Here is a 21,053-nt window from a genome sequence, read left to right on the forward strand (position 1 = left end):
CTGCGGCCTGCGGCCTGCGGCCTGCGGCCTGCGGCCTGCGGCCTGCGGCCTGCGGCCTGCGGCCTGCGGCCTGCGGCCTGCGGCCTGCGGCCTGCGGCCTGCGGCCTGCGGCCTGCGGCCTGCGGCCTGCGGCCTGCGGCCTGCGGCCTGCGGCCTGCGGCCTGCGGCCTGGCGGTGCCGCTGGCGGTCTGCCTGGTGGCTGGTGGGGTTTGGTGGTCGAGGGGCGCCCGTCGCGAGGGTGTGCGCCCCACAGCCCGTTCCGCGGAGCGGCGGTCGTCGGCTGGCCACAGCCCGCTCCACCGAGCGGCGGTCGTCAGCTGGCGCCCTGCGTCCCCCGAACCCCGACGCCCCCGCCCCGCCCTCCACCCGCCAGGCTGCCCCCCTGGTCGATCCCCCGAAGCCGCACGACGACCCCTGACCAGCCCTCCGTTCCCCAGCCGGCCCTCGCCGCCGAGCCCTCACGCCCATCTGACCACCACCAGCTGAGCCCCCCGCCCAGCCCTCGCCCCTGGCGTCCCGGCGTCCCTCACCCCGAATCTCACCCCGATCCCCGCCCGTCGTCCTCGCCCCCACCTTTCACCCGAACCTCGCCCCAACCCGCCACCTCCCCGCCCCCCTGCAAGCGCCGCTCCCCACTCACCCACCCCCAGTCACCCACCCCCACCCCCGTTCGACAGGCCGACCCCACCCACCCCACCTGCACACTCGCGGTCGCGACCAGCCCCGCGCCCTCAACTCCCCTCGCCGTCAAGGCGATCCCCCTCGTATCGATTCCTGTCCGAATCATTGACGCGCCCGAAACCCCTCCGTACCTTGTGCCAGCAAGCGCTTACTTGAAACGATTCATGCAGGCGGCAACGACGTCGCGGGGAGGCCCGACTGTGGGTAACAACGGGAGTGTCGAGAGGCGTACGGTCCTCAAGGCGGCGGGAGCTTCGCTGGCCACGGTGGGGCTGGCGGCGGCGACGGGGTGCGGCGGGGGGAGCGGTTCCGGGGACGGGACCGTGACGATCCGGTATGCCTGGTGGGGCGCCGACGAGCGGGCGAAGCGGATCAACCAGACCATCGCGCTCTTCGAGAAGAAGTACCCGAAGATCAAGGTGAAGACGGACTTCCAGGACTACGTGGCCTTTTGGGAGAAGTTTCAGACCCAGGCCGCGGGCGGAAATCCACCGGACGTATTCCAGAACGCGGTGGGATTTCTTCGGAAGTACGACAAGAGAAGCGTCCTTCTCGACCTCAAGACCCAAGTGGACGCGGGAAATCTGAGCCTGGAGAACTTCCGCGCCGGAGTCGAAAAGGTCGGGGAGGTCGACGGTAAACTTCTGGGAGTACCCGTCGGATCCAACACCATGTCACTTGTCATCGACGAAAAGGTATTTGAGGCGGCCGGCGTCAAGCCCGAGCAGGGCTGGACATGGGACGAGTATTTCGCCGCCCTCAAGAAGATCCACGACACCCAGAAGGTGGCCGGCGACACCGGTTACTTCGGGATCATGTACCTCTACGACCTCTACCTCCGCCAGAACGGCAAGGCGTTCTTCACCGAGGACGGACTCGGCTTCGATGAGGCCGATCTGACGGAGTGGTGGACGGACGGCTACAGCCGCGTCAAGGCGGGGATCGTCACCGACCCCAAGCGCGTCGAGCAGGACAAGCCCAAGTCGTCCCTCTCGGCCGCGCACGGCGCCTCCGAGTTCACCTGGGACAACTTCACCGTCCGCTACACCGCCGAGGGAGACAGCACGTACGGCCTCGCGCCGATCCCCACGACGGACGGCAAGCAGACCGGCCAGTACCTCGCCTCGCTCATGCTGAGCGCCTCCGCACGCACCGAGCACCCCAAGGAAGTCGCCCAGTTCATCAATTTCATGGTCCACGACCCCGAGGTCGGAAAGATCATGGGCTACGACCGCGGCATCCTCGCCACCACCGAGCAGTTCGACGCCTTCAAGCCGGCCGACGCCCCCAGCAAGGCGATCGCCAAGTACGAGGAGGACGTCGTCGCGGCCGGCGTTCTGGGCGCCCTCACCCCGCACCCGGCCGGCGCCGACACCGCCGAGGCGGCCTTCCTGCGGATCGCCGGTGACATGTCGCAGGGCACGACCAAGGTCGCCGACGCGGTGAAGCAGTTCTTCTCCGAGGCGAAGACCGCCCTCGCCGCCTGATGGGAACCGCCGTGACGCTCGTCAAGGACTCTCCGCCCGACGCCCCGGACAGGCCCCGCGCCGCCCCCGCCGCCCGAAAGCGGCGGGGGCGCCGGGAGAATCTCGCCGGATATCTCTTCATGTCCCCGTGGATCGCGGGCTTCCTGCTGCTGACCGCGGGCCCGATGGCCGCCTCGCTCTACTTCGCGTTCACCGACTACAACCTCTTCAATTCACCGAGCTGGATCGGCTTCGACAACTTCACGAAGATGTTCGAGGATCCCCGGTGGCAGAAGTCGGTCGAGGTGACGGCGAAGTACGTCGTCATCGGGACGCCGCTGAAGCTGCTGCTGGCCCTGGGGGTCGCCCTGCTGCTCGCGCAGAGCCGACGCGGGCAGGCCGTCTACCGGGCGGCGTTCTACGCGCCCTCGCTGATCGGCGCGAGCGTCTCGGTCGGCTTCGTCTGGCGGGCGCTCTTCTCGGACGAAGCCATCGTGGACCGTACGCAGTCGTTCCTCGGATTCCACACGGGCGGCTGGGTCGGTGACCCGGAGTGGGTGCTCTACAGCCTGGTCGCCCTCACCGTGTGGCAGTTCGGCGCGCCCATGGTGATCTTCCTCGCCGGGCTCAAGCAGGTTCCGAAGGAGCTGTACGAGGCCGCCGAGGTGGACGGGGCGGGGCCGCTGCGGAGGTTCTGGAACATCACGCTGCCGATGATCTCGCCGGTGCTGTTCTTCAACGTGCTGCTGGAGACCATCCACTCGTTCCAGATCTTCGGCTCCGCGTACGTCGTCTCCAACGCCACCTGCGGACCGGCCGACGCCACGCTCGTCTACACCTGCTACCTGTACCAGAAGGGCTTCAGGGAGTCCCAGATGGGCTTCGCGTCCGCCATGGCCTGGATGCTGCTGCTCGCCGTGGCGCTGGTGACGGCCGTCCTCTTCTGGTCGCAGAAGCGGTGGGTGCACTACGAGGAGGACTCCCGATGAGCACCACCCTGCGCAAGCCCGCGGAACTCGGCGGCCGCAGACGCGCCGGTTCGCTCGCCTGGCATCTCGGCGCCCTGGCCGTCCTGGCTGTCGTCCTCTACCCCGTCGTCTGGGTGATCGGTGCCTCGTTCAAGCCCAGCCGGGAGATCATCGGCAGCCTGGACCTGTTCCCGGCCAGTCCCGTCCTCGGCAATTTCCGGGGGCTCGCCGACGGCATCGCCGACATCTCGATCGCCACCTTCTTCCAGAACTCCCTTTTCTACGCGCTCGGTTCCGTCGTCGGCATCGTCGTCTCCTGCTCGTTGACGGCGTACGCCTTCGCCAAGATCAGGTTCGCCGGGCGGAACCTGATGTTCTCGATCATGATCGGCACACTGCTGCTGCCGTACCACGTGCTGATCATTCCGCAGTACGTGATGTTCCAGAAGATGGAGCTGATCAACACCTATGTGCCGCTGCTGATCGGCAAGTACCTGGCCACCGAGGCGTTCTTCGTCTTCCTCATGGTGCAGTTCATGCGGAACCTGCCCAGGGAACTGGACGAGGCGGCCCGGCTCGACGGGTGCGGGCATCTGCGGATCTACTGGTCGATCGTGCTGCCGCTGTGCCGGCCCGCGCTCATCACCAGCGCGATCTTCACCTTCATCAACGCCTGGAACGACTTCATGGGCCCGTTGATCTACCTCAACGAGCCCAGCAAGTACACCGTCTCGCTGGGCATGATGATGTTCCGGGACCAGGAGGGTGTCGCCAACTACGGCGGCATGATCGCGATGTCTCTGGTCGCGCTGCTGCCCGTGCTGCTGTTCTTCCTCGCCTTCCAGCGCTACCTCATCGACGGCATGGCGACCTCCGGATTGAAGGGCTGAGATGGCCACCGGCCGGGCGCGCGCGAAAGCACGCGAGGCACCTCGGGAGTCCGTTCTCGCCGAGCGGTTCGCCGTCTTCGCCGAGTGCCTGCTCACCGGAGTGTGGATCGCGGTGGCCTCGCTCCCGCTGATCACCTGGCCCGCCGCGTTCGCCGCCGGGTCACGGCACCTGCGGCGGCGTACGGGCCATGAGGCGGGCGGATGGCGGGAGTTCACCGCCGACTTCCGGGCGGCCGTCCGGGGCGGCTGGATCGTCGGGGTGGCCGGATGGGCCGCGGTCGCCGCGGCCTGGATCGATGTCCAGGCCGTGCGCGCCGGGATTCCCGGCGGCCCGCTCGTCGGCGCCGTCGGTCTCTTCGCACTGCTCGGACTCGCCGTCGCCGTGCTGCGCGCGGCGGCGGTCTGGGTGCCCGGGGTGTCCTGGCGCACGCTGCTCGCGGACGCCGGGCGCCGCACCGTCCTCGATCCGGCAGGCTCGTTCCTGCTGGTGGGCGGGCTGGCCGTGGTGGCCTGCTCGGCCTGGATCATCGCGCCCCTGGCGGTCCCCGTCCTGGGGGCCGTCGCGGCGGCGGCCGTCGCCGTCGAGGAGCGCCACCGCCACCGTCACCGCCTTCGCTGAGTTCTCCTCGGGCCGGCGCCGGGCGCTGTACCTCGCTGTGTCATGCCCCTGACTTCCCCGCACGGAAAGGAAAGGCCATGTCTCCCATTCCTCGCAGGTCCCTTCTCAAGGCGGCCGCGGTCGCCGGAGCCGCCGCCCAGTTCAGCTGGGCGCTGGGAAGCGCGAACGCCCAGGCCGCGCCGGGAACCGAGGCCGCCGACGCGGACCCCGTCACCCTGGACTGGCTGGAGGAGGGCGGCCTCGGCGCCGCCCCCGGTTCCACGGTCGGCGTGCCCTGGCCGATGGGCACCTACGCCGAGGGCCAGACCTTCGCGCTCACGGACGCCGAGGGCGGCGCGGTGCCTGTGCAGTCCTGGCCGATCGCCTACTGGCCCGACGGTTCCCTCAAGTGGACCGCGCACGCGGTCAGTTCGGGAGTCGGTCGGCTGAGTCTCGCCGCCGGGGAGCCCGCCGCCCCCGAGAGGAAGGTCACCGTCCGCGAACGCGGCGGAACCATCGACATATCGACTGGCGTCATCACCGCGAAACTCGGCAAGAGCGGCTCCACACTCGTCAGGTCCGTCACCCGCGGGACCACCGAGATCGCCAGGAACGGCCGCCTCGTGCTCATCCGCCAGCCCGAGATCGAGGACGAGGACCAGGGCGCGGAGAAGTTCGAACGCTTCGAGAGCGCCATCTCCGAGGTCGAGGTCGAGCAGGAGGGCCCGGTCCGCGCGGTCGTCCGCATCGACGGCAAGCACCGCAAGGGCGGCCGGAGTTGGCTCCCCTTCTCGGTGCGGCTGTACTTCTACGCCGGCGCCGACTCGTTCCGCATGGTCCACACCGTCACCTTCGACGGGACACAGGAGCCCGGTAAGGCGAGCGGTGACTTCATCCGCGGGCTCGGCGTCCGCTTCACCGTCCCGATGCGCGACGCCTCGTACGACCGGCACATCCGGATCGGCGGCGACGGCACCGGACTTCTGCGGGAGGCGGTCAAGGGCATCACCGGGCTGCGCCGCGATCCCGGCGCGACGGTGCAGGCGGCGCAGTTCGCGGGGGAGAAGCTGGCCGACCCGTCGACCTGGGACCAGCGGGTCACCACGCGGCTCCAGTACATCCCCGAGTGGGGCGACTACACGCTCTCGCAGCTCTCCGCGGACGGCTTCGGACTGCGCAAGCGCACGAAGAAGGGGTACGGCTGGATCCCCGCGGGCGGCGGCAGGCGGGCGTCCGGCTTCGGCTACGTCGGGGGCCCCAGCGGCGGATTCTCCTTCGGGCTGCGGGACTTCTGGGAGAAGCATCCGGCCCAGCTCGACATCCGCGACGCCCACACCGACGAGGCCGAGGTCACCCTCTGGCTCTGGTCGCCCGAGGCGCAGCCCATGGACCTGCGCTTCTACCACGACGGCATGGGCCAGGACACGTTCGCCGAACAGCTCGAAGGCCTCAACATCACCTACGAGGACTACGAGCCGGAGTTCGGGACCCCCTACGGCATCGCCCGCACCTCCGAACTCCTCTTCTGGGCCAACGAGTCGACACCCACCCCCGAGAAGCTCGCCCAACAGGTCAAGGCCGTAAGGGTGTTGCCCCAACTGGCCGCGCCGCCCGCGCACCTCGTCAAGGCCAAGGTGTTCGGCGGTCTCTTCTCCGAGCCCGACCGCTCCACCGCGGCCAAGGCGAAGATCGAGGACCACCTGGACTTCCTCTTCACCTACTACAAGGACCAGGTGGAGATGCGCCGTTGGTACGGCTTCTGGGACTACGGCGACATCATGCACTCCTACGACCCGGTCAGACACCAGTGGCGGTACGACGTCGGCGGCTACGCCTGGGACAACTCCGAGCTCTCGCCCGACCTCTGGCTCTGGTTCGCCTACCTCCGCTCGGGCCGTGCCGACATCTTCCGCTTCGCCGAGGCGATGACCCGGCACACCGGCGAGGTCGACGTCTACCACCTGGGCCAGTGGGCGGGCCTCGGCACCCGGCACGGCGTGCAGCACTACGCCGACAGCGCCAAGCAGCAGCGCATCGCGAACACCACGTACCGGCGCTACTACTACTTCCTCACCGCCGACGAACGCGTCGGCGACCTGATGCACGCCAACGTCGACTCCGACGAGACCTTCCTGGTCCTCGACCCGATCCGCAAGATCCGCACCGAGCCCTACACACCCGACCGGCACGCCCTGTCGATCGGCTTCGGCACGGACTGGAGCGGGCTGGTGTCGGCGTGGCTGACGGAGTGGGAGCGCAGGGGGCCCAAGTGGGAGAAGGCCAGGGCGCGCGTGCTGTCGACGATGGAGACGATCGCCGCCCAGCCCAACGGGTTCGTGCAGGGCACCGGCCTGTACGACCTGGACACCGGGAGGTTCGCGATCGCCGCGGCGCCCGTGGTCGGCGTCTCGCACCTGTCCGCGGTCTTCGGACTCAACGAACTCTGCGCCGAACTCATCGACCTCGTCGACGTGCCCGGCTTCAAGGACGCCTACCTCGACTACTGCCGCTACTTCAACGCCACCAAGACCGAACAGGCGGCCCGCTACGGCTCCAACTTCGGGACGCTGCTGCTGTTCCAGGGACACTCACGTCTCGACGCGTACGCGGCCGTGCAGACCGGTGACGCGAAGCTCGCGGCACGCGCGTGGGACAAGTTCTACAACTCCGACGGCTACAAGGAGTCGGCGCCCTGGACCACGGAGGAGCTGAGCGGCCCGGTCACCCTGGTGCCGGGCAGCGAGGCCGACTGGGTCTACACGAACGACACCGCCCTGTACGGCCTCGCGGCGATCGAGAACCTGGCGCTGCTCGGCGACCGGATGCCGTAGAGCGGGGCCCGTCAGCGCATCCTCCCCAGCACCTCCCGCACTCGCCGCGCGTCACGGATCCGCCGCTCGTACGTCGCCCCGAGCGCGAGCAGCAGCAGACCGGCGAGTGCGGGAAGCACCCAGCGGGGGAGCGCCTCGGCCACCTGCGCGATGTACGGGGCGAGTTCGTGCAGCGCGTCGAGGACCAGCACCGTGCCGCCCAGGACGAGCGGCGCCTGGAGACGGTGCCGGGCGCCGGTCAGAGTGACGGCGAGGGCCGCCACGCCGAACAGCAGCGGGCGCGTCCAGTGCGCGTCGCCCCAGGCGGCGAGGAGGCTGGGCACGAGCGTGACGGACAGACCCGGGCCGTACGCCGTCCAGGACGAGACGCGGGTGTCCCGGCGGCGCCTGAGCACGCCGACGAGCAGCGCGGGGACGGTCACCGCAAGCGTGTACGCCTCCGGGGAGCCGACGTCCCAGGACGCCAGGCGGACCCAGGTGGCTAGCACGAACAGCGCCGTGGCCGCGTAGCCGACGGGACGCCGGTCCACCCGTACGGCCGTACCCGCCGCGATGACTCCGCAGAGGGCCAGCACCAGGGCCAGCGTCGGCGGATCGGTGACCGTGAGTCCGACGGCGAGCAGCGCGGCGGCGGCGCCCGTCACCTCCAGGGACACGGTCGTGGGGGAGGCGCCGAGGCGTCCCGCGAGCAGCGCGGCGGCGACGGGCACCACGAGGACGAGCAGCGCGGTCCGCTGCGGCTGCCAGTCGAGGGAGGCACCGACGGCGCAGAGGAGGGCCGTCGCGTGGACCAGCGAGGCCGGCGCCGCGATCGGGCCGAGGCGCGGACGCGCGGCGGCGGCCGCGAACAGGGCCGTCAACGCGGCCGACACGAGCAGAGTGGCCGGCCTGGAGGCCAGGGCGAGGAAGGCGAGGCTGACGGAGGTGAGGAGGGCGAGACCGAGGGCGAGGAGCGGAGCGGGCTCGGGAAGCGCCGGGAGCCGCGGAGACCGCTGTGCGGCCGCCACCAGAGCCACCGTCAGCAGGAACTGCGCCGACAGGCCCGCCGCGTAGGGGAGTTCGAGGGTCGCGGGGAGGACGAGAGCCGTCGCCCAGGCCAGGGTGAGCGCACCCGTCACGGCCTGCGGGCGCCAGGTCGTGCCACGGGTCGCGAGCGCCAGTACAGCGGCGACCAGCGCGAGGACGAGAGGCGCCGTGGCCGAGTCCGCGGGCCAGGGCAGGTCGGCGGTCGTCACCGCGTCGCGGGCGGTGGCCGGGGCCCCGGTCCAGGCCCGCCGGGCCCAGTCGAGCGGGCCCAGCAGGGCGACGAGGACCGTGGGCAGCGCCCACAGCACCGCGACGGCCTGCACACCGGCGGAAGCCTGGGCCAGACCGTGCCGCAGGGGCTCCGGGAGGCGGGAGCGCAGGACCGCCAACAGGGCGACGGCGCACACCAGATAGCCGGGAACCGACCAGGAATCGGGCAGCGCCGAGTGCGGCACCCCGCCGATGCCGGCGACGGTGATCAGGCCGCCCGCCACCGCGATGCCGCTGCCGACGCGCGCTGCGGGGACCCGCCAGGCCGCCGTCAGGGCGATCGCCGCGGCGAAGAGGAGGAGCGCCGCCGCACGGGCCACGGCGCTCGGGCCGGCGGCCGTCCAGGACAGCCAGCCGGCGGCGAAGGTGCCCCAGCCGCCCCAGCCGTACGCACCCACGGTGGCGACGACGCGGACGGACCTCACGGGCGTCCGCAGCGCGAGAGCCGTGTCGAACGCGGCCGTCAGCAGAAGCGCGGCCGTCACGGTGTGAGCGCCCGCGTCCGCGGCGCCCGCCCAGAGCAGCAGCGGGAACTGGGCCGCCGCGGTCGCGAGCGGCAGGGGCAGCCGCAGCGGGCCCGGCCGGTGCGCCCGGACGCCCGCCGACGAGTGCGCCGCGCCGAGCGTGAGCCCGTACGCCGCCCACCCCACGGCGAGCACCGCCGAGGCCACGGCCGCGTACCCGAGGCCGTCCGTGTCCGGGAGCGCCACCTCGTACAGCGCGTAGGCGTCGAGGACCGTCAGCGCGAGACCCAGCCCCGCCACCGCCTCGGCCGTCGCGCCCAGCCCCCGCCGCAGGAGCGGCACGGGCGCCCCGAGCGCGGCCACGGTCACCGCGCCCAGCACCACAGAGCGGCCGGTGATCCCCAGGTGACCCCAGCTGACCAGGGTGAAAGCGATCGCGGCGATGGTCAGCAGGACGCCGCCGAGGATCAGCAGCACGTTCTGGACGCTGGGAGCCGTGGTCTCGGGCCGGCGTACGGCGGCGACGGGCCGTGGCGCGGGCACCGGGTACAGCGCCTGGATCAGCCAGGCGCGGCGGCCCAGCAACTGGGCGCGGCGAGCGTCGAGTTGCCGCAGCTCGGTGTCGAGGAGCCGCAACTCCTCGGCAGGGGGCGGGAAGTGGGTCATGCCCGAAAGTGTGGTCCCGGTCACGTCCGTGGGCATGAGCGCAGGTACTCAGGCGGTACTCAACCGGCCGGGCGGGCACACTCCGTACATGGACTGGAGCCATTACCGCTTCCGCAGCGTGTGGGACCTGCCCGCGCCGCCCGCCGACGTCTACGTCGTGCTGGAGCGGGCCGAGGAGTACCCGCGCTGGTGGCCACAGGTGCGCGAGGTGACGCGCCTCGACGGGCGCAGCGGTGAGATCCGGGTCCGCTCGGCCCTGCCGTACGACCTGACCTTCACCGGGCGTGAGGTGCGCCGCGACCCGGAAGGCGGCGTCCTGGAGATCGCGATGTCCGGCGACCTGGAGGGCTGGGCACGCTGGAGCCTGACAGCCGCGGGACGGGGCACACGGGCGCGGTACGAGCAGGAGGTCGAGGTGACCAAGCCGCTGCTGCGGCGGCTCGCCGTGCCGGGGCGGCCCGTCTTCCGCGCCAACCACGCGCTGATGATGCGGGCGGGCAGGCGCGGCCTCAGGGCGTACCTCGAAACGGACTGACCGAAGCGGTTTGACGGTTTGACCGAAGCGGTTTGAACGACACCCGCCGAGACCTGTATTGTTCGGTGCGTTCCCGGGCGATTAGCTCAGTGGGAGAGCGCTTCGTTCACACCGAAGAGGTCACTGGTTCGAACCCAGTATCGCCCACCCGGAAAGAACCGGTCCGTCGCAGACGGACCGGTTTTCTGTTGCCCGGTCTCCTGGCCGGGCGTGTCCTACGCCGCCGTCGCCAGGTCCGGGCGCAGCGGCCACGCCGGATCCACCGCCTCCTCCGAACCGCTGCGCGCGAACCAGGCCTGGAGCCCACGCGCCTGTGCCGCGTGCCACACGGCCTGGAGCGTGTGCAGTTCGGCCGGTGACAGCCGCTCCAGCCGGGCCGCGAACCGGCGCCCGACCGCGCGTACGACCTCGATCGAGGCGACCGCGTCGGCCGCCGCGTCGTGCGCGCCCTCCAGCGCCACGCCGTAGTGCGCGCAGAGGTCGGTGAGGGTGCGGCGGCCCTTGCGGTAACGGTCCAGATGCTTGTCGAGGACGCGGGGGTCGAGCACGCGCAGCGGCTTCGCCTCGAACCAGTGGTCGAGCGTCGAGGCGCGATGGCGGCGCAACTCCCGGTCCAGCAGGGTCAGATCGAAGGGAGCGTTCATCACCACGAGCGGCCGGCCCGCCGCGGCCTGTTGGGCCAGTTCCCTGGCTATCTCGTCCATCACGGGCGACGGCCAGCGGCCGTTGCTCCGCAGATGCTCGTCCGTCAGCCCGTGGATCGCCGTCGCCCCCGCGGGCACCGGCACTCCCGGGCTGACCAGCCACCGGGTCACCCGCGGGCGCAGGCCCGGGGCGTCCTGGACGACGACGGCGGCCGACACGATCCTGTCGGTCTCGACGTCCACACCCGTGGTCTCCGTGTCGAACGCGGCCAAGGGGCCCTCGTACCAGCACGTCATACGCACACAACTCCTCGTTCACCCACGGCAGCTGACGCACCGTCTTCTGCCAGTTTGGTGATACCCGCGCTGTTTGCGCCGTAACTCCGGAGGAGACAACAGAGGTACGGGTCTTCGCAGTTCAGCGGCCCGTCGCGGGGATACACCTGGTTTGGAAGGCTGTTGGACTCATGGCACTCGCGCAGCCCGAGCGGGGCGGGCTGCTGCCCCAGCGCACAGCACCCCACAGAGGCTCACTCGCCACCACCGCCTGCATGGAGACCCTCCAGGTGGGCTACCTGCACGCCGTCGCGGCAGCCGCGGGCTGCTCGCTCTCCCAGCCGTTTCCCGACAACGGCATCGACTGGCACGTCAGCCACAGCGCCCCCGCGCACACGGTCGACGACGAAGTCACCATAAAAGTGCAGCTCAAGTGCACGTACCAGATACCGCCGAACCCCCCGGGCCCCGCCTTCTCCTTCACGCTCGACAACGCGCACCTGGAGAAGCTGGCCCGTACCCCGGTCTCGGTGCACAAGATACTGGTCGTGATGCTCGTGCCCCGCTCGCAGGACGACTGGCTGCGCGCCGGCCACGACCGCCTCGACCTGCGGCACTGCTGCTACTGGATCAACCTCGCCGGACAGGCCGTCACCGGCCGGCGCAGGACCACCGTCCGCGTCCCGACCGCACGCGTCTTCGACGACCGAGCGCTCTGCGAGATCATGACGCGGGTCGGGACGGGAGGAAAACCGTGACACACCGCCCGATCGACGAAGCCCCGCGGCCGGTCAGGCCGCACCCGGCCGAGGCCCTCTGGAGCGAGCCGCCCGAGCCCGGCCAGGTCGACCCCGCAGTGCTCGGCGCGCTGCTCCACCGGCACGGCTGGCAGCGCCGCGGCGGCGCGCCGGGCCGGTACGGCCGATGGACCCCACCCGGGCCCGGTGGCGGCGGTACGAGCCTGCTCGTACCGGAAAGCCGGGCCTTCCCCGACAGCGACGACCTGCTCGGCGAGGCACTCCTCGCACTCTCCCGCAGCGACTCGCCCTCCGCGCGCGACATCCTGGTCGCGCTCGCCGTGCCCAGCGACGAGATCCGCTGGTGGCGCGACGTCCCGACCGGTCCCGCGGGCGCCGCGCCCTGGACCGTCGAGGAACAACTGCGCGCCGCAGCCCGCCAGATGCTGCTGGCCGGGGCGCTGGCCACCCGCGCGCGGGCCGGCTACCACGGCGCCCGCCACCGCGGGCCCGCCGCCGCCTCCCTGGACAAGGTCCTGGTCGGCGCCGAGCCCGGCGGACGCCGGCTCACCGCCTTCGTGCCCGTCGACACCGGACGGCCCCTCGCCGTACGCCTGCACCAGGCGCTGTACGCCGCCCGCGAGGCCGTCGACTACCAGCGGGCCACCGGCGGCATGGACGCCTTCGACGCGGCGGTGGAGGCCGGCGTCAGCCACGAGCTCATGGAAGCCCTGGTGACCCTCGTCCGCGGCACCGAGGGCGCCCGGATCGCCGTGGAGTGGGCGCCCTCCGCGGGCGTCCCCGAGGGCTGCGCGGCACCCGCCGAGCCCGTCGAGTTCTCGCCAGGCGACCTGCCCGTGCTGCGGGAGGCCGGGGCCCGCTTCCTGCGCGAGGAACCGTCCGTGCCCGTACGCGTCACGGGCGCCGTCGTACGGATGCGCAGGTCCGGGCCGCGCGGCGAGGGCACCGTACGGCTGAAGGTCATCGCGGGCGCGGAGGTCCCGCACGTCCGGATGACGCTCGACGAGGAGGCGTACCGGACAGCGGGCCACGCCCACCTCGTCGGGCTGCCGGTGCGGGTGCACGGGCGGCTGGAGAGCCGGGGCGGTTTCCGCCGGCTCACGGACGCCTCCGGGGTCGTGCCCGTACAGGTCGACGAGGCCGAGCGGGACCGGCTGATGAAGTCGATCCAGGAAACCGCCGAGATCACAGCCTTCTTCGAGGAGGCGTGCGGCGAGGACTGAGAAGGGGTGAGGTTTAACCGTTTAGCGAACGGGACCCAGGGCTCGGTACGATCCATCTTGTATTGCGTGCGTAATAGAAGATGCGCCCGTGCCCTTCAGTCAGGAGAAGACCGGTGTCAGACGTCCGTGTGATCATCCAACGCGATTCCGAGCGGGAAGAGCGCGTGGTGACGACGGGCACTACGGCGGCCGACCTCTTCGGCGGCGAGCGCACCATCGTCGCGGCGCGCGTCGGCGGCGAGCTCAAGGACCTCGCGTACGAGGTGCGGGACGGCGAGGAGGTCGAGCCCGTCGAGATCTCCTCCGAGGACGGCCTCAACATCCTGCGCCACTCCACCGCGCACGTCATGGCGCAGGCCGTGCAGGAGCTCTTCCCCGACGCCAAGCTGGGCATCGGCCCGCCGGTCAAGGACGGGTTCTACTACGACTTCGACGTCGAGAAGCCCTTCCACCCCGATGACCTCAAGGCCATCGAGAAGAAGATGCAGGAGATCCAGAAGCGCGGCCAGCGCTTCTCCCGCCGCGTGGTCACCGACGAGGCCGCCCGCGAGGAGCTGGCGTCGGAGCCGTACAAGCTGGAGCTCATCGGCATCAAGGGCGCCGCGTCCACCGACGACGGCGCGGACGTCGAGGTGGGCGGCGGCGAGCTGACCATCTACGACAACCTCGACGCGAAGACCGGCGAGCTGTGCTGGAAGGACCTCTGCCGCGGTCCCCACCTGCCCACCACCCGCTTCATCCCGGCGTTCAAGCTGATGCGCAACGCCGCCGCGTACTGGCGCGGCAGCGAGAAGAACCCCATGCTCCAGCGCATCTACGGCACCGCGTGGCCCTCCAAGGACGAGCTGAAGGCGCACCTCGACTTCCTCGCCGAGGCGGAGAAGCGCGACCACCGCAAACTGGGCAGCGAGCTGGACCTGTTCTCCATCCCGGAGCAGATCGGCTCCGGCCTCGCCGTCTTCCACCCCAAGGGCGGCGTCGTCCGCCGGGTCATGGAGGACTACTCGCGCCGCCGGCACGAGGAGGAGGGCTACGAGTTCGTCTACACCCCGCACGCCACCAAGGGGAAGCTCTTCGAGACCTCGGGCCACCTGGACTGGTACGCCGACGGCATGTACCCGCCCATGCAGCTCGACGAGGGCGTGGACTACTACCTCAAGCCCATGAACTGCCCGATGCACAACCTGATCTTCGACGCGCGCGGCCGGTCCTACCGCGAACTGCCGCTGCGCCTCTTCGAGTTCGGGACCGTGTACCGGTACGAGAAGTCGGGCGTCGTGCACGGTCTGACCCGGGCCCGCGGCTTCACCCAGGACGACGCGCACATCTACTGCACCAAGGAGCAGATGGCGGACGAGCTCGACAAGACGCTCACCTTCGTCCTGAACCTGCTGCGCGACTACGGCCTGACCGACTTCTACCTGGAGCTGTCGACCAAGGACCCGGAGAAGTTCGTCGGCTCCGACGAGGTCTGGGAGGAGGCCACCGAGACGCTGCGCAAGGTGGCGGAGAAGCAGGGCCTCCCGCTGGTCCCGGACCCGGGCGGCGCCGCGTTCTACGGCCCGAAGATCTCCGTGCAGACCAAGGACGCCATCGGCCGCACCTGGCAGATGTCGACCGTGCAGCTCGACTTCAACCTGCCGGAGCGCTTCGACCTGGAGTACACCGGCCCCGACGGCTCCAAGCAGCGGCCCGTCATGATCCACCGCGCGCTGTTCGGCTCCATCGAGCGCTTCTTCGCCGTGCTCCTGGAGCACTACGCGGGCGCGTTCCCGGCCTGGCTGGCGCCCGTGCAGGCGATCGGTATCCCGATCGGCGACGCGCACGTCGAGTACCTGGAGAAGTTCGCCGCCGAGGCCAGGCGGAAGGGGCTGCGCGTCGAGGTCGACTCGTCCTCCGACCGCATGCAGAAGAAGATCCGCAACGCGCAGAAGCAGAAGGTGCCCTTCATGGTCATCGCGGGCGACGAGGACATGGCGGCCGGCGCCGTCTCCTTCCGCTACCGCGACGGCGCGCAGGAGAACGGCATCCCGGTCGAGGAAGCCATCGCCAAGATCGCGAAGGTCGTCGAGGACCGCGTGCAGGTCTGACGCGCCGAGGTCGTGCCGGAGGCCCCCGGGGAGCTCAGCTCCCCGGGGGCCTCTTTCCGCCCTCGTCCCTGTCCTCGCTGGAGAACACCTGCAACAGCCACGACGAGAACGAACCCGTCACCGCGCCGAGCAGTGCGAGCCCGCACGCCATCAGGCCGACCGCGATCGTCCGCCCCGCGGGCGTCACCGGCGTCACATCCCCGTAGCCGACCGTCGCGAGCGTCGCGCAGGTCCACCACACCGCGTCACCGAAGGTCCGCATCGTCGCGCCCGGCGCCCCGCGCTCCTGCTGGTAGACGGCGAGGGCGCCCGCGAACCCGAGCAGCGCGACGGACAGGCCCGCGTACACGATCACGCGCGCGTGCAGCGCGAGCCGGGGCTCACCGCGCCGGCGCTGCACGGCCTCGTAGACCCGCACGACGCGCAGCGGCCGCAGCAGCGGCAGGACGACGACCAGGGTGTCCAGCCAGTGCTTCCGGACGAAGCGGTGGCCCTGCCCGCTCAGCCGCCAGCGCACGGCGTAGTCGAGGGCGAACAGCGCCCAGGCACCGAGCAGCACCGCGAGGCAGAGGTCCCGCCAGGCGGCGGGCAGACCGTGCGCGAGGACGAGGGTCGCGTACGCGGCCAGGTACAGCAGGGAGGCCAGCCCGAGCGGGAACTCGGTGAGCCGCTCCCAGTGGGCCTTGCGGCTGTCGTCGTCCATCGCACCAGCTTGGCCGGGGACCCTTTTGTTCGGCACCCGCCGACACGCCGCGAACGGGCGAAGCAATATGCTGCACATCATGACGAGCGAGCCGGAGCAGCAGGTCGGAGTGGGAACCCAGGACGCGTTCCAGCGCCTGTGGACGCCTCATCGGATGGCTTACATCCAGGGCGAGAACAAGCCCACCGGCCCCGGGGCCGAAGACGGCTGTCCCTTCTGCTCGATCCCCGCCAAGTCCGACGAGGACGGGCTCGTCGTCAGGCGCGGCGAGCAGGTCTACGCGGTGCTCAACCTCTACCCGTACAACGGCGGCCACCTGATGGTGGTGCCCTACCGGCACGTCGCGGACTACACCGATCTGACCGGCCCCGAGACCGCGGAGCTCGGCGAGCTGACCAAGCAGGCGATGACCGCGCTGCGGACCGCCTCGGGCGCGCACGGCTTCAACATCGGCATGAACCAGGGCACGGTCGCGGGCGCGGGCATCGCCGCCCACCTCCACCAGCACATCGTCCCCCGATGGGGCGGTGACACGAACTTCATGCCGGTGGTCGGCCACACCAAGGTCCTGCCGCAGCTTCTCGCGGACACCCGCAAGATGCTCGCGGAGGCATGGCCGACGGCTGCCTGACAGGCCGGCTGGTCCCGGGCGGCCGACGACCGCCCGGCCGGTCTCCGGCTACGCGTGCCGGCCGTGCGTGCCGACTGCGCGTTCCGGCCGTGCGTTCCGGCTACGCGTCGTACACGTCGGCCTTCCTCGGCATCGGGTCCTGCACCGCCGTGCTCAGGAACGAGGACCTGTTGCCGAACGGCTCCGTGTCGACGCCGTTCTCGTCGAGGACCTTGATCGCCGCCGAGTGCACCACGCGCAGCACGGGGGCCGCGGCCCGCAGCGCGTCGTCGGCCATGAAGCGGTGCCGCCAGGGCTGGTCGGCCCAGGAGTGCCGGAGGCCGAACGGCTCGGGGAGCGCCAGGCTGCCGCCGAGCCAGTTGAGGAGCGGCGGGTACCAGGTCAACGGGGCGCGGGCGGCGAGCCGTACGACCTCGTCGGTGGTGACCAGCGGCAGGCTGACCTTGCGGGTCTCCCAGAACTTGACGGCCTTCGCGACCTCTTTGCTGGGTGCTTCGGGCTTGCTGGTGAACAGCGAGTTCACCGGTCCCAGCGCGTGCCCGGTGACCTCGATGCGCAGCGTCTGGTGCAGCACGGTCACGGTGATGAGCATGGTGATGACCAACTGGCCGTCCCAGAGCGTCCACTGGACCCCGAGGTAGTGCCGGTCGCCACCGCCGAACTGCTGCTTGTTGCAGATTTCCTGTATGGCGTGGTTCTTGATCGTGTAGGCGTCGACGTCCGTACCGCCGGGCCGCGACACCGCCTTGGAGTTCTCGCCGATCGGCGTCACGATCCAGTGCTTTATCGTCGGCTTGGTGAAGCCGCCGGTGTTGAGCGGACCGCGCTCCAGCATGCGGAGCTGGTCGTGGATGGACCGGATGACGTCCCAACTGCGGAACGGGTGGATCTCCTTGTTCGCGTCGCGCGCCACCAGTTCCTCGGCGAGCTGCCAGCTGCCCCACCGGGTGCCCATGCCGAGTATGCCCTTGGGCCCGGCGTAGAAGACGGAGTTGGACTGCTGCTCGGCGCTGAGCCGGGCCAGTTCCTGGCGCAGCCGCTCGGCCGCCGACTCACCCGGGCTGCCGGGCACCGCCTCGGGGATCTTGGCGCCGATCGCGCCGCCGGACAGCAGGCTGGCCCAGCGCTCGCGGAGGTCCTTGGCGGTGCGCTCGCAGATCCGCTTGGCCCAGAACCAGCCGACGACCGGGAGGACGATCGACGCACGCCCGTACCAGCCCCAGAAGCCGCCGAACGGCATCTTGACCAGGAAGAGCACGGCCAGGGCGCCGACGGCGACCAGGAGGGTGGTGGCGAGCGCGGAGGCCCGCTTGTCCGCGGTCCTGGCGACGGTCGACCGGATCTGGAAGACCAGCAGCCACACCAACAGGCCGGGCAGGAAGAGCACTCCGCACAGCACCATCACGGCCGACAGCCAGTTGTCGCGCTCGCGGCGGATGCGGTTCGCCGCCAGGCAGTGCTCGACGACGACCTGCGGCTCGGTGCCGAAGGACTGGATGAGCGGCTTGCGTCCCGCGCCCAGCATGCGGTCCTGCACCGCCCGCGCGAAGGCCTCGCCCAGGTTCGGCGCGAACAGCTTGATCCGCGGGGGCTTGATGGTGGACTTGTGCCATTCGTTGTCGGCCTTGAGGATCTCCTCGACCGGTCCGTCCCGGTATGACGCCGAGGCGAGGGCGTAGGTCGCGGCCGTCTGTCCCTCGGCGCCCGAGAGCGGCACCTGCGCCCCAGGAGTGAAATCGAATCCGTCGAACGCCACTGCCGCCCCCCACTGCCGCTGTTCCGCTGCTGCGGCCTTTCCCGACTTCCGTGCTCCGCACACCTGTTGATCAGGTCATCGGCTTGATCAGGTTCTCAGAGTATCGGCCGGAACCGCCATTCGTCAGTGGGCGACCGAAGCCGTCCACCGATGCGCGGGGGAGCCGGGACGGTCCGGCGTCGCAGGTCGGACCACTCGCGGGGCCGGATCGACCACTTCACCGCGCGGCGGCCGAACTACGAGGCGGTACGGGCCTGTTCGCGAATCCTCTCGGCGATCTGTGGCGGCATCGGCTCGTGCCGCGCGTAACTTCGGCTGAAGCGCGCCGTGCCGTGTGACAGGGAACGGAGATCGACGGCGTACCGCCCGATCTCGATCTCCGGCACCTCGGCCCGTACGAGCGTGCGCCCGCCGCCCGCCTGCTCGGTGCCCACGACCCGGCCGCGCCGCCCCGAGAGGTCGCTCATCACGGCGCCCACGTAGTCGTCGCCGACCATGACGGTCACCTCGGCCACCGGCTCCAGGAGATGGATCCTGGCGTCGGCGGCGGCCTCGCGCAGGGCGAGCGCGCCCGCGGTCTGGAACGCGGCGTCGGAGGAGTCCACCGAGTGCGCCTTGCCGTCGAGCAGGGTGATCCTGATGTCGATGAGCGGATGCCCCGGGGACACCCCTCTGGCGGCCTGCGCGCGTACGCCCTTCTCCACGGACGGGATGAACTGCCGCGGCACGGCGCCGCCGACGACCTTGTCCACGAACTCGATGCCCGAACCGTTCGGCAGCGGTTCGACCTCGATCTCGCAGATCGCGTACTGGCCGTGCCCGCCGGACTGCTTCACATGGCGTCCCCGTCCGGTGGCCCCGGCGGCGAACGTCTCGCGCAGGGACACCCGGTACGGGATCACGTCGACCTGGACGCCGTAACGGTTGCGCAGCCGCTCCAGGGCCACGTCCGCGTGCGCCTCGCCCAGGCACCACAGGACGACCTGGTGGGTGTTCCGGTTCTGCTCCAGGCGCATGGTGGGGTCCTCGGCCACCAGCCGGCCCAGGCCCTGCGAGAGCTTGTCCTCGTCGGCCTTGCTGTGCGCCTGGATGGCGAGCGGCAGCAGCGGGTCGGGCATCTGCCAGGGCTCCATCAGGAGCGGGTCGTCCTTGGCCGAGAGGGTGTCGCCGGTCTCCGCCCGGTTCAGCTTCGCCACGCACGCCAGGTCGCCCGCGATGCAGTGCGTGAGGGCGCGCTGCTGTTTGCCGAACGGCGCGGACAGGGCGCCGACGCGTTCGTCGACGTCGTGGTCCTCGTGCCCGCGGTCGGACAGACCGTGCCCGGAGACGTGCACGGTCTGGTCGGGGCGCAGGGTTCCGGAGAAGACCCGCACGAGCGAGACCCGGCCCACGTAGGGGTCGGACGCCGTCTTCACGACCTCGGCGACCAGCGGCCCGTCCGGGTCGCAGGCGCCGACCTGACGCGCCCTGCCGTCCGGTGTGGTGACTGCGGGGGCCTCGCGCTCCAGCGGGGTCGGGAAACCGCCCGTGACGAGTTCGAGGAGCTCCACCGTGCCGAGGCCCTGCCGGGCTCCGTCTGCGGCAGGCGCGGCGGCCAGCACCGGGAAGAAGGCCCCGCGTGCCACCGCCCGCTCCAGGTCCTCCACCAGCGTCTTGAGGTCGATGTCCTCGCCGCCGAGGTAGCGGTCCATGAGGGTCTCGTCCTCGCTCTCGGCGATGATTCCCTCGATCAGCCGGTTGCGGGCCTCCTCGATCAGCGGCAGCCTGCCGGCGTCGGGCTCGGCCTCCTCGCGCTCCCCGGAGGAGTAGTCGTACAGACGCCGCGACAGCAGCCCGATAAGCCCGGTCACGTTCGCGTGCCCGTCAGGTCCCGCCGTGCCGTGCAGCGGCAGGTACAGGGGCAGGACGGCGTCGGGGTCGTCCGCGCCGAAGGCCTCCGCGCAGATCCGCGTCATGTCGTCGAAGTCGGCCCGCGCGGATTCGAGATGGGTGACCACGATGGCTCTCGGCATGCCGACGGCCGCGCACTCCTCCCACACCATCCGGGTCGAGCCGTCGACCCCGTCCGAGGCCGAGACGACGAAGAGGGCCGCGTCCGCCGCTCGCAGACCGGCCCTCAGCTCGCCGACGAAATCGGCGTATCCGGGGGTGTCGAGAATATTGATCTTGTATCCGTCCCAGTCGACGGGTACCAGGGAGAGCTGCACCGAACGCTGCTGCCGGTGCTCGATCTCGTCGTAGTCGGAGACGGTGCCGCCGTCCTCCACGCGGCCCGCCCGGTTCACCGCTCCCGCCGTGAGCGCGAGAGCCTCCACCAGAGTCGTCTTGCCCGAACCGCTGTGGCCGACCAGCACCACATTCCGTACGGACGCGGGGTGGTCGGCCGCCGTAGCCCTGCCGGCGGCTCCGGGATGTGCGTTCGCCTTGTCGCCCATGGCCTTGCCTCCCGTACACGGTGAGGTCACTGTGGGCGCGGACACACGGCCCCGCGTACGGTGGCGGCTCCGGTGACGCCCGCGGTGCCTTCGAGCTTTCCACTCGCGTCACGGTGCGTCCATACGGCGGACGCGATCGCGC

Annotated in this window: 15 protein-coding genes and 1 tRNA gene; 11 read left to right on the forward strand and 5 right to left on the reverse strand. The window is 70.9% G+C overall.

Translation table 11 applies throughout. The annotated features are described in order from the left end of the window. The first annotated feature begins 845 nt into the window (after nucleotides 1-845). From ACIP79_RS35115 to ACIP79_RS35135, 5 genes are all read left to right on the forward strand, one after another. Nucleotides 846-2,168: an ABC transporter substrate-binding protein gene (locus tag ACIP79_RS35115; RefSeq protein WP_383685575.1), complete on the forward strand. Its 1,323-nt coding sequence runs from the start codon at nucleotides 846-848 to the stop codon at nucleotides 2,166-2,168. After that, entirely contained in the window at nucleotides 2,168-3,136 is a 969-nt protein-coding gene (locus tag ACIP79_RS35120; protein WP_401230100.1) for a carbohydrate ABC transporter permease, read from the forward strand. The genes ACIP79_RS35115 and ACIP79_RS35120 overlap by 1 nt, the downstream gene beginning before the upstream one ends. Further along, entirely contained in the window at nucleotides 3,133-4,005 is an 873-nt protein-coding gene (locus ACIP79_RS35125; RefSeq protein WP_401230103.1) for a carbohydrate ABC transporter permease, read from the forward strand. The genes ACIP79_RS35120 and ACIP79_RS35125 overlap by 4 nt, the downstream gene beginning before the upstream one ends. A 1-nt stretch (nucleotide 4,006) precedes the next feature. Then, the gene (locus ACIP79_RS35130; RefSeq protein WP_401230105.1) at nucleotides 4,007-4,624 is read left to right on the forward strand and encodes a hypothetical protein; all 618 of its coding nucleotides are present in this window, start codon (nucleotides 4,007-4,009) and stop codon (nucleotides 4,622-4,624) included. Between the two features lie 77 nt (nucleotides 4,625-4,701). After that, nucleotides 4,702-7,434, forward strand: coding sequence for a Tat pathway signal sequence domain protein (locus ACIP79_RS35135; protein WP_401230107.1), 2,733 nt, complete (start codon nucleotides 4,702-4,704; stop codon nucleotides 7,432-7,434). A gap of 11 nt (nucleotides 7,435-7,445) precedes the next feature. On the opposite strand, the gene ACIP79_RS35140 is transcribed toward ACIP79_RS35135, so the two are convergent. After that, on the reverse strand, nucleotides 7,446-9,860 hold the full coding sequence (locus tag ACIP79_RS35140) for an SCO7613 C-terminal domain-containing membrane protein (RefSeq protein WP_401230109.1): 2,415 nt from the start codon (nucleotides 9,858-9,860) through the stop codon (nucleotides 7,446-7,448). Nucleotides 9,861-9,948: 88 nt separating this feature from the next. On the opposite strand from ACIP79_RS35140, the gene ACIP79_RS35145 reads away from it, so the two are divergent. After that, nucleotides 9,949-10,395 carry an SRPBCC family protein gene (locus tag ACIP79_RS35145; protein ID WP_401230112.1) on the forward strand — a complete coding sequence of 149 codons (447 nt, stop codon included), beginning with the start codon at nucleotides 9,949-9,951 and terminating at the stop codon, nucleotides 10,393-10,395. 75 nt (nucleotides 10,396-10,470) lie between these two features. Next, a tRNA-Val gene (locus ACIP79_RS35150) sits at nucleotides 10,471-10,542 on the forward strand. A 68-nt stretch (nucleotides 10,543-10,610) separates the two neighbouring features. On the opposite strand, the gene ACIP79_RS35155 is transcribed toward ACIP79_RS35150, so the two are convergent. After that, entirely contained in the window at nucleotides 10,611-11,336 is a 726-nt protein-coding gene (locus ACIP79_RS35155; RefSeq protein WP_383682479.1) for a 3'-5' exonuclease, read from the reverse strand. Nucleotides 11,337-11,506: 170 nt separating this feature from the next. Between ACIP79_RS35155 and ACIP79_RS35160 the strand changes: the two genes are divergently transcribed. From ACIP79_RS35160 to thrS, 3 genes are all read left to right on the forward strand, one after another. Then, nucleotides 11,507-12,073: a DUF4365 domain-containing protein gene (locus ACIP79_RS35160; RefSeq protein ID WP_401230115.1), complete on the forward strand. Its 567-nt coding sequence runs from the start codon at nucleotides 11,507-11,509 to the stop codon at nucleotides 12,071-12,073. Then, complete coding sequence (locus ACIP79_RS35165; RefSeq protein ID WP_401230118.1) at nucleotides 12,070-13,296, forward strand: hypothetical protein; 1,227 nt, start codon at nucleotides 12,070-12,072, stop codon at nucleotides 13,294-13,296. The genes ACIP79_RS35160 and ACIP79_RS35165 overlap by 4 nt, the downstream gene beginning before the upstream one ends. 113 nt (nucleotides 13,297-13,409) lie before the next feature. After that, nucleotides 13,410-15,386 (forward strand): threonine--tRNA ligase, encoded by a 1,977-nt coding sequence (gene thrS / locus ACIP79_RS35170; RefSeq protein WP_401230121.1) that lies wholly within the window; start codon nucleotides 13,410-13,412, stop codon nucleotides 15,384-15,386. A 34-nt stretch (nucleotides 15,387-15,420) separates the two neighbouring features. Here the strand turns inward: thrS and ACIP79_RS35175 are convergent, their stop codons facing one another. Next, nucleotides 15,421-16,089: a potassium channel family protein gene (locus ACIP79_RS35175; protein ID WP_401230124.1), complete on the reverse strand. Its 669-nt coding sequence runs from the start codon at nucleotides 16,087-16,089 to the stop codon at nucleotides 15,421-15,423. 67 nt (nucleotides 16,090-16,156) lie between these two features. Between ACIP79_RS35175 and ACIP79_RS35180 the strand changes: the two genes are divergently transcribed. Next, on the forward strand, nucleotides 16,157-16,720 hold the full coding sequence (locus ACIP79_RS35180) for an HIT family protein (RefSeq protein ID WP_383682488.1): 564 nt from the start codon (nucleotides 16,157-16,159) through the stop codon (nucleotides 16,718-16,720). A 100-nt stretch (nucleotides 16,721-16,820) separates the two neighbouring features. Here ACIP79_RS35180 and ACIP79_RS35185 read toward each other — a convergent pair whose 3' ends face one another. Both ACIP79_RS35185 and ACIP79_RS35190 read right to left on the reverse strand, forming a co-directional pair. Further along, the gene (locus tag ACIP79_RS35185; protein WP_401230127.1) at nucleotides 16,821-18,476 is read right to left on the reverse strand and encodes a hypothetical protein; all 1,656 of its coding nucleotides are present in this window, start codon (nucleotides 18,474-18,476) and stop codon (nucleotides 16,821-16,823) included. A gap of 236 nt (nucleotides 18,477-18,712) precedes the next feature. Then, a complete protein-coding gene (locus tag ACIP79_RS35190) occupies nucleotides 18,713-20,911 on the reverse strand; it encodes an elongation factor G-like protein EF-G2 (RefSeq protein WP_401230130.1) in 2,199 nt (732 codons plus the stop codon). Between the last annotated feature and the right edge of the window lie 142 nt (nucleotides 20,912-21,053).

The sequence above is a fragment of the Streptomyces sp. NPDC088747 genome (assembly GCF_044751025.1).
In the GTDB taxonomy this organism is placed as follows: domain Bacteria; phylum Actinomycetota; class Actinomycetes; order Streptomycetales; family Streptomycetaceae; genus Streptomyces.

Coding starts and splice junctions, on each gene's coding strand:
- ACIP79_RS35115 (WP_383685575.1), top strand. CDS start 846: ATGCAGGCGGCAACGACGTCGCGGGGAGGCCCGACTGTGGGTAACAAC.
- ACIP79_RS35120 (WP_401230100.1), top strand. CDS start 2,168: ATGGGAACCGCCGTGACGCTCGTCAAGGACTCTCCGCCCGACGCCCCG.
- ACIP79_RS35125 (WP_401230103.1), top strand. CDS start 3,133: ATGAGCACCACCCTGCGCAAGCCCGCGGAACTCGGCGGCCGCAGACGC.
- ACIP79_RS35130 (WP_401230105.1), top strand. CDS start 4,007: ATGGCCACCGGCCGGGCGCGCGCGAAAGCACGCGAGGCACCTCGGGAG.
- ACIP79_RS35135 (WP_401230107.1), top strand. CDS start 4,702: ATGTCTCCCATTCCTCGCAGGTCCCTTCTCAAGGCGGCCGCGGTCGCC.
- ACIP79_RS35140 (WP_401230109.1), bottom strand. CDS start 9,860: ATGACCCACTTCCCGCCCCCTGCCGAGGAGTTGCGGCTCCTCGACACC.
- ACIP79_RS35145 (WP_401230112.1), top strand. CDS start 9,949: ATGGACTGGAGCCATTACCGCTTCCGCAGCGTGTGGGACCTGCCCGCG.
- ACIP79_RS35155 (WP_383682479.1), bottom strand. CDS start 11,336: ATGACGTGCTGGTACGAGGGCCCCTTGGCCGCGTTCGACACGGAGACC.
- ACIP79_RS35160 (WP_401230115.1), top strand. CDS start 11,507: ATGGCACTCGCGCAGCCCGAGCGGGGCGGGCTGCTGCCCCAGCGCACA.
- ACIP79_RS35175 (WP_401230124.1), bottom strand. CDS start 16,089: ATGGACGACGACAGCCGCAAGGCCCACTGGGAGCGGCTCACCGAGTTC.
- ACIP79_RS35180 (WP_383682488.1), top strand. CDS start 16,157: ATGCTGCACATCATGACGAGCGAGCCGGAGCAGCAGGTCGGAGTGGGA.
- ACIP79_RS35190 (WP_401230130.1), bottom strand. CDS start 20,911: ATGGGCGACAAGGCGAACGCACATCCCGGAGCCGCCGGCAGGGCTACG.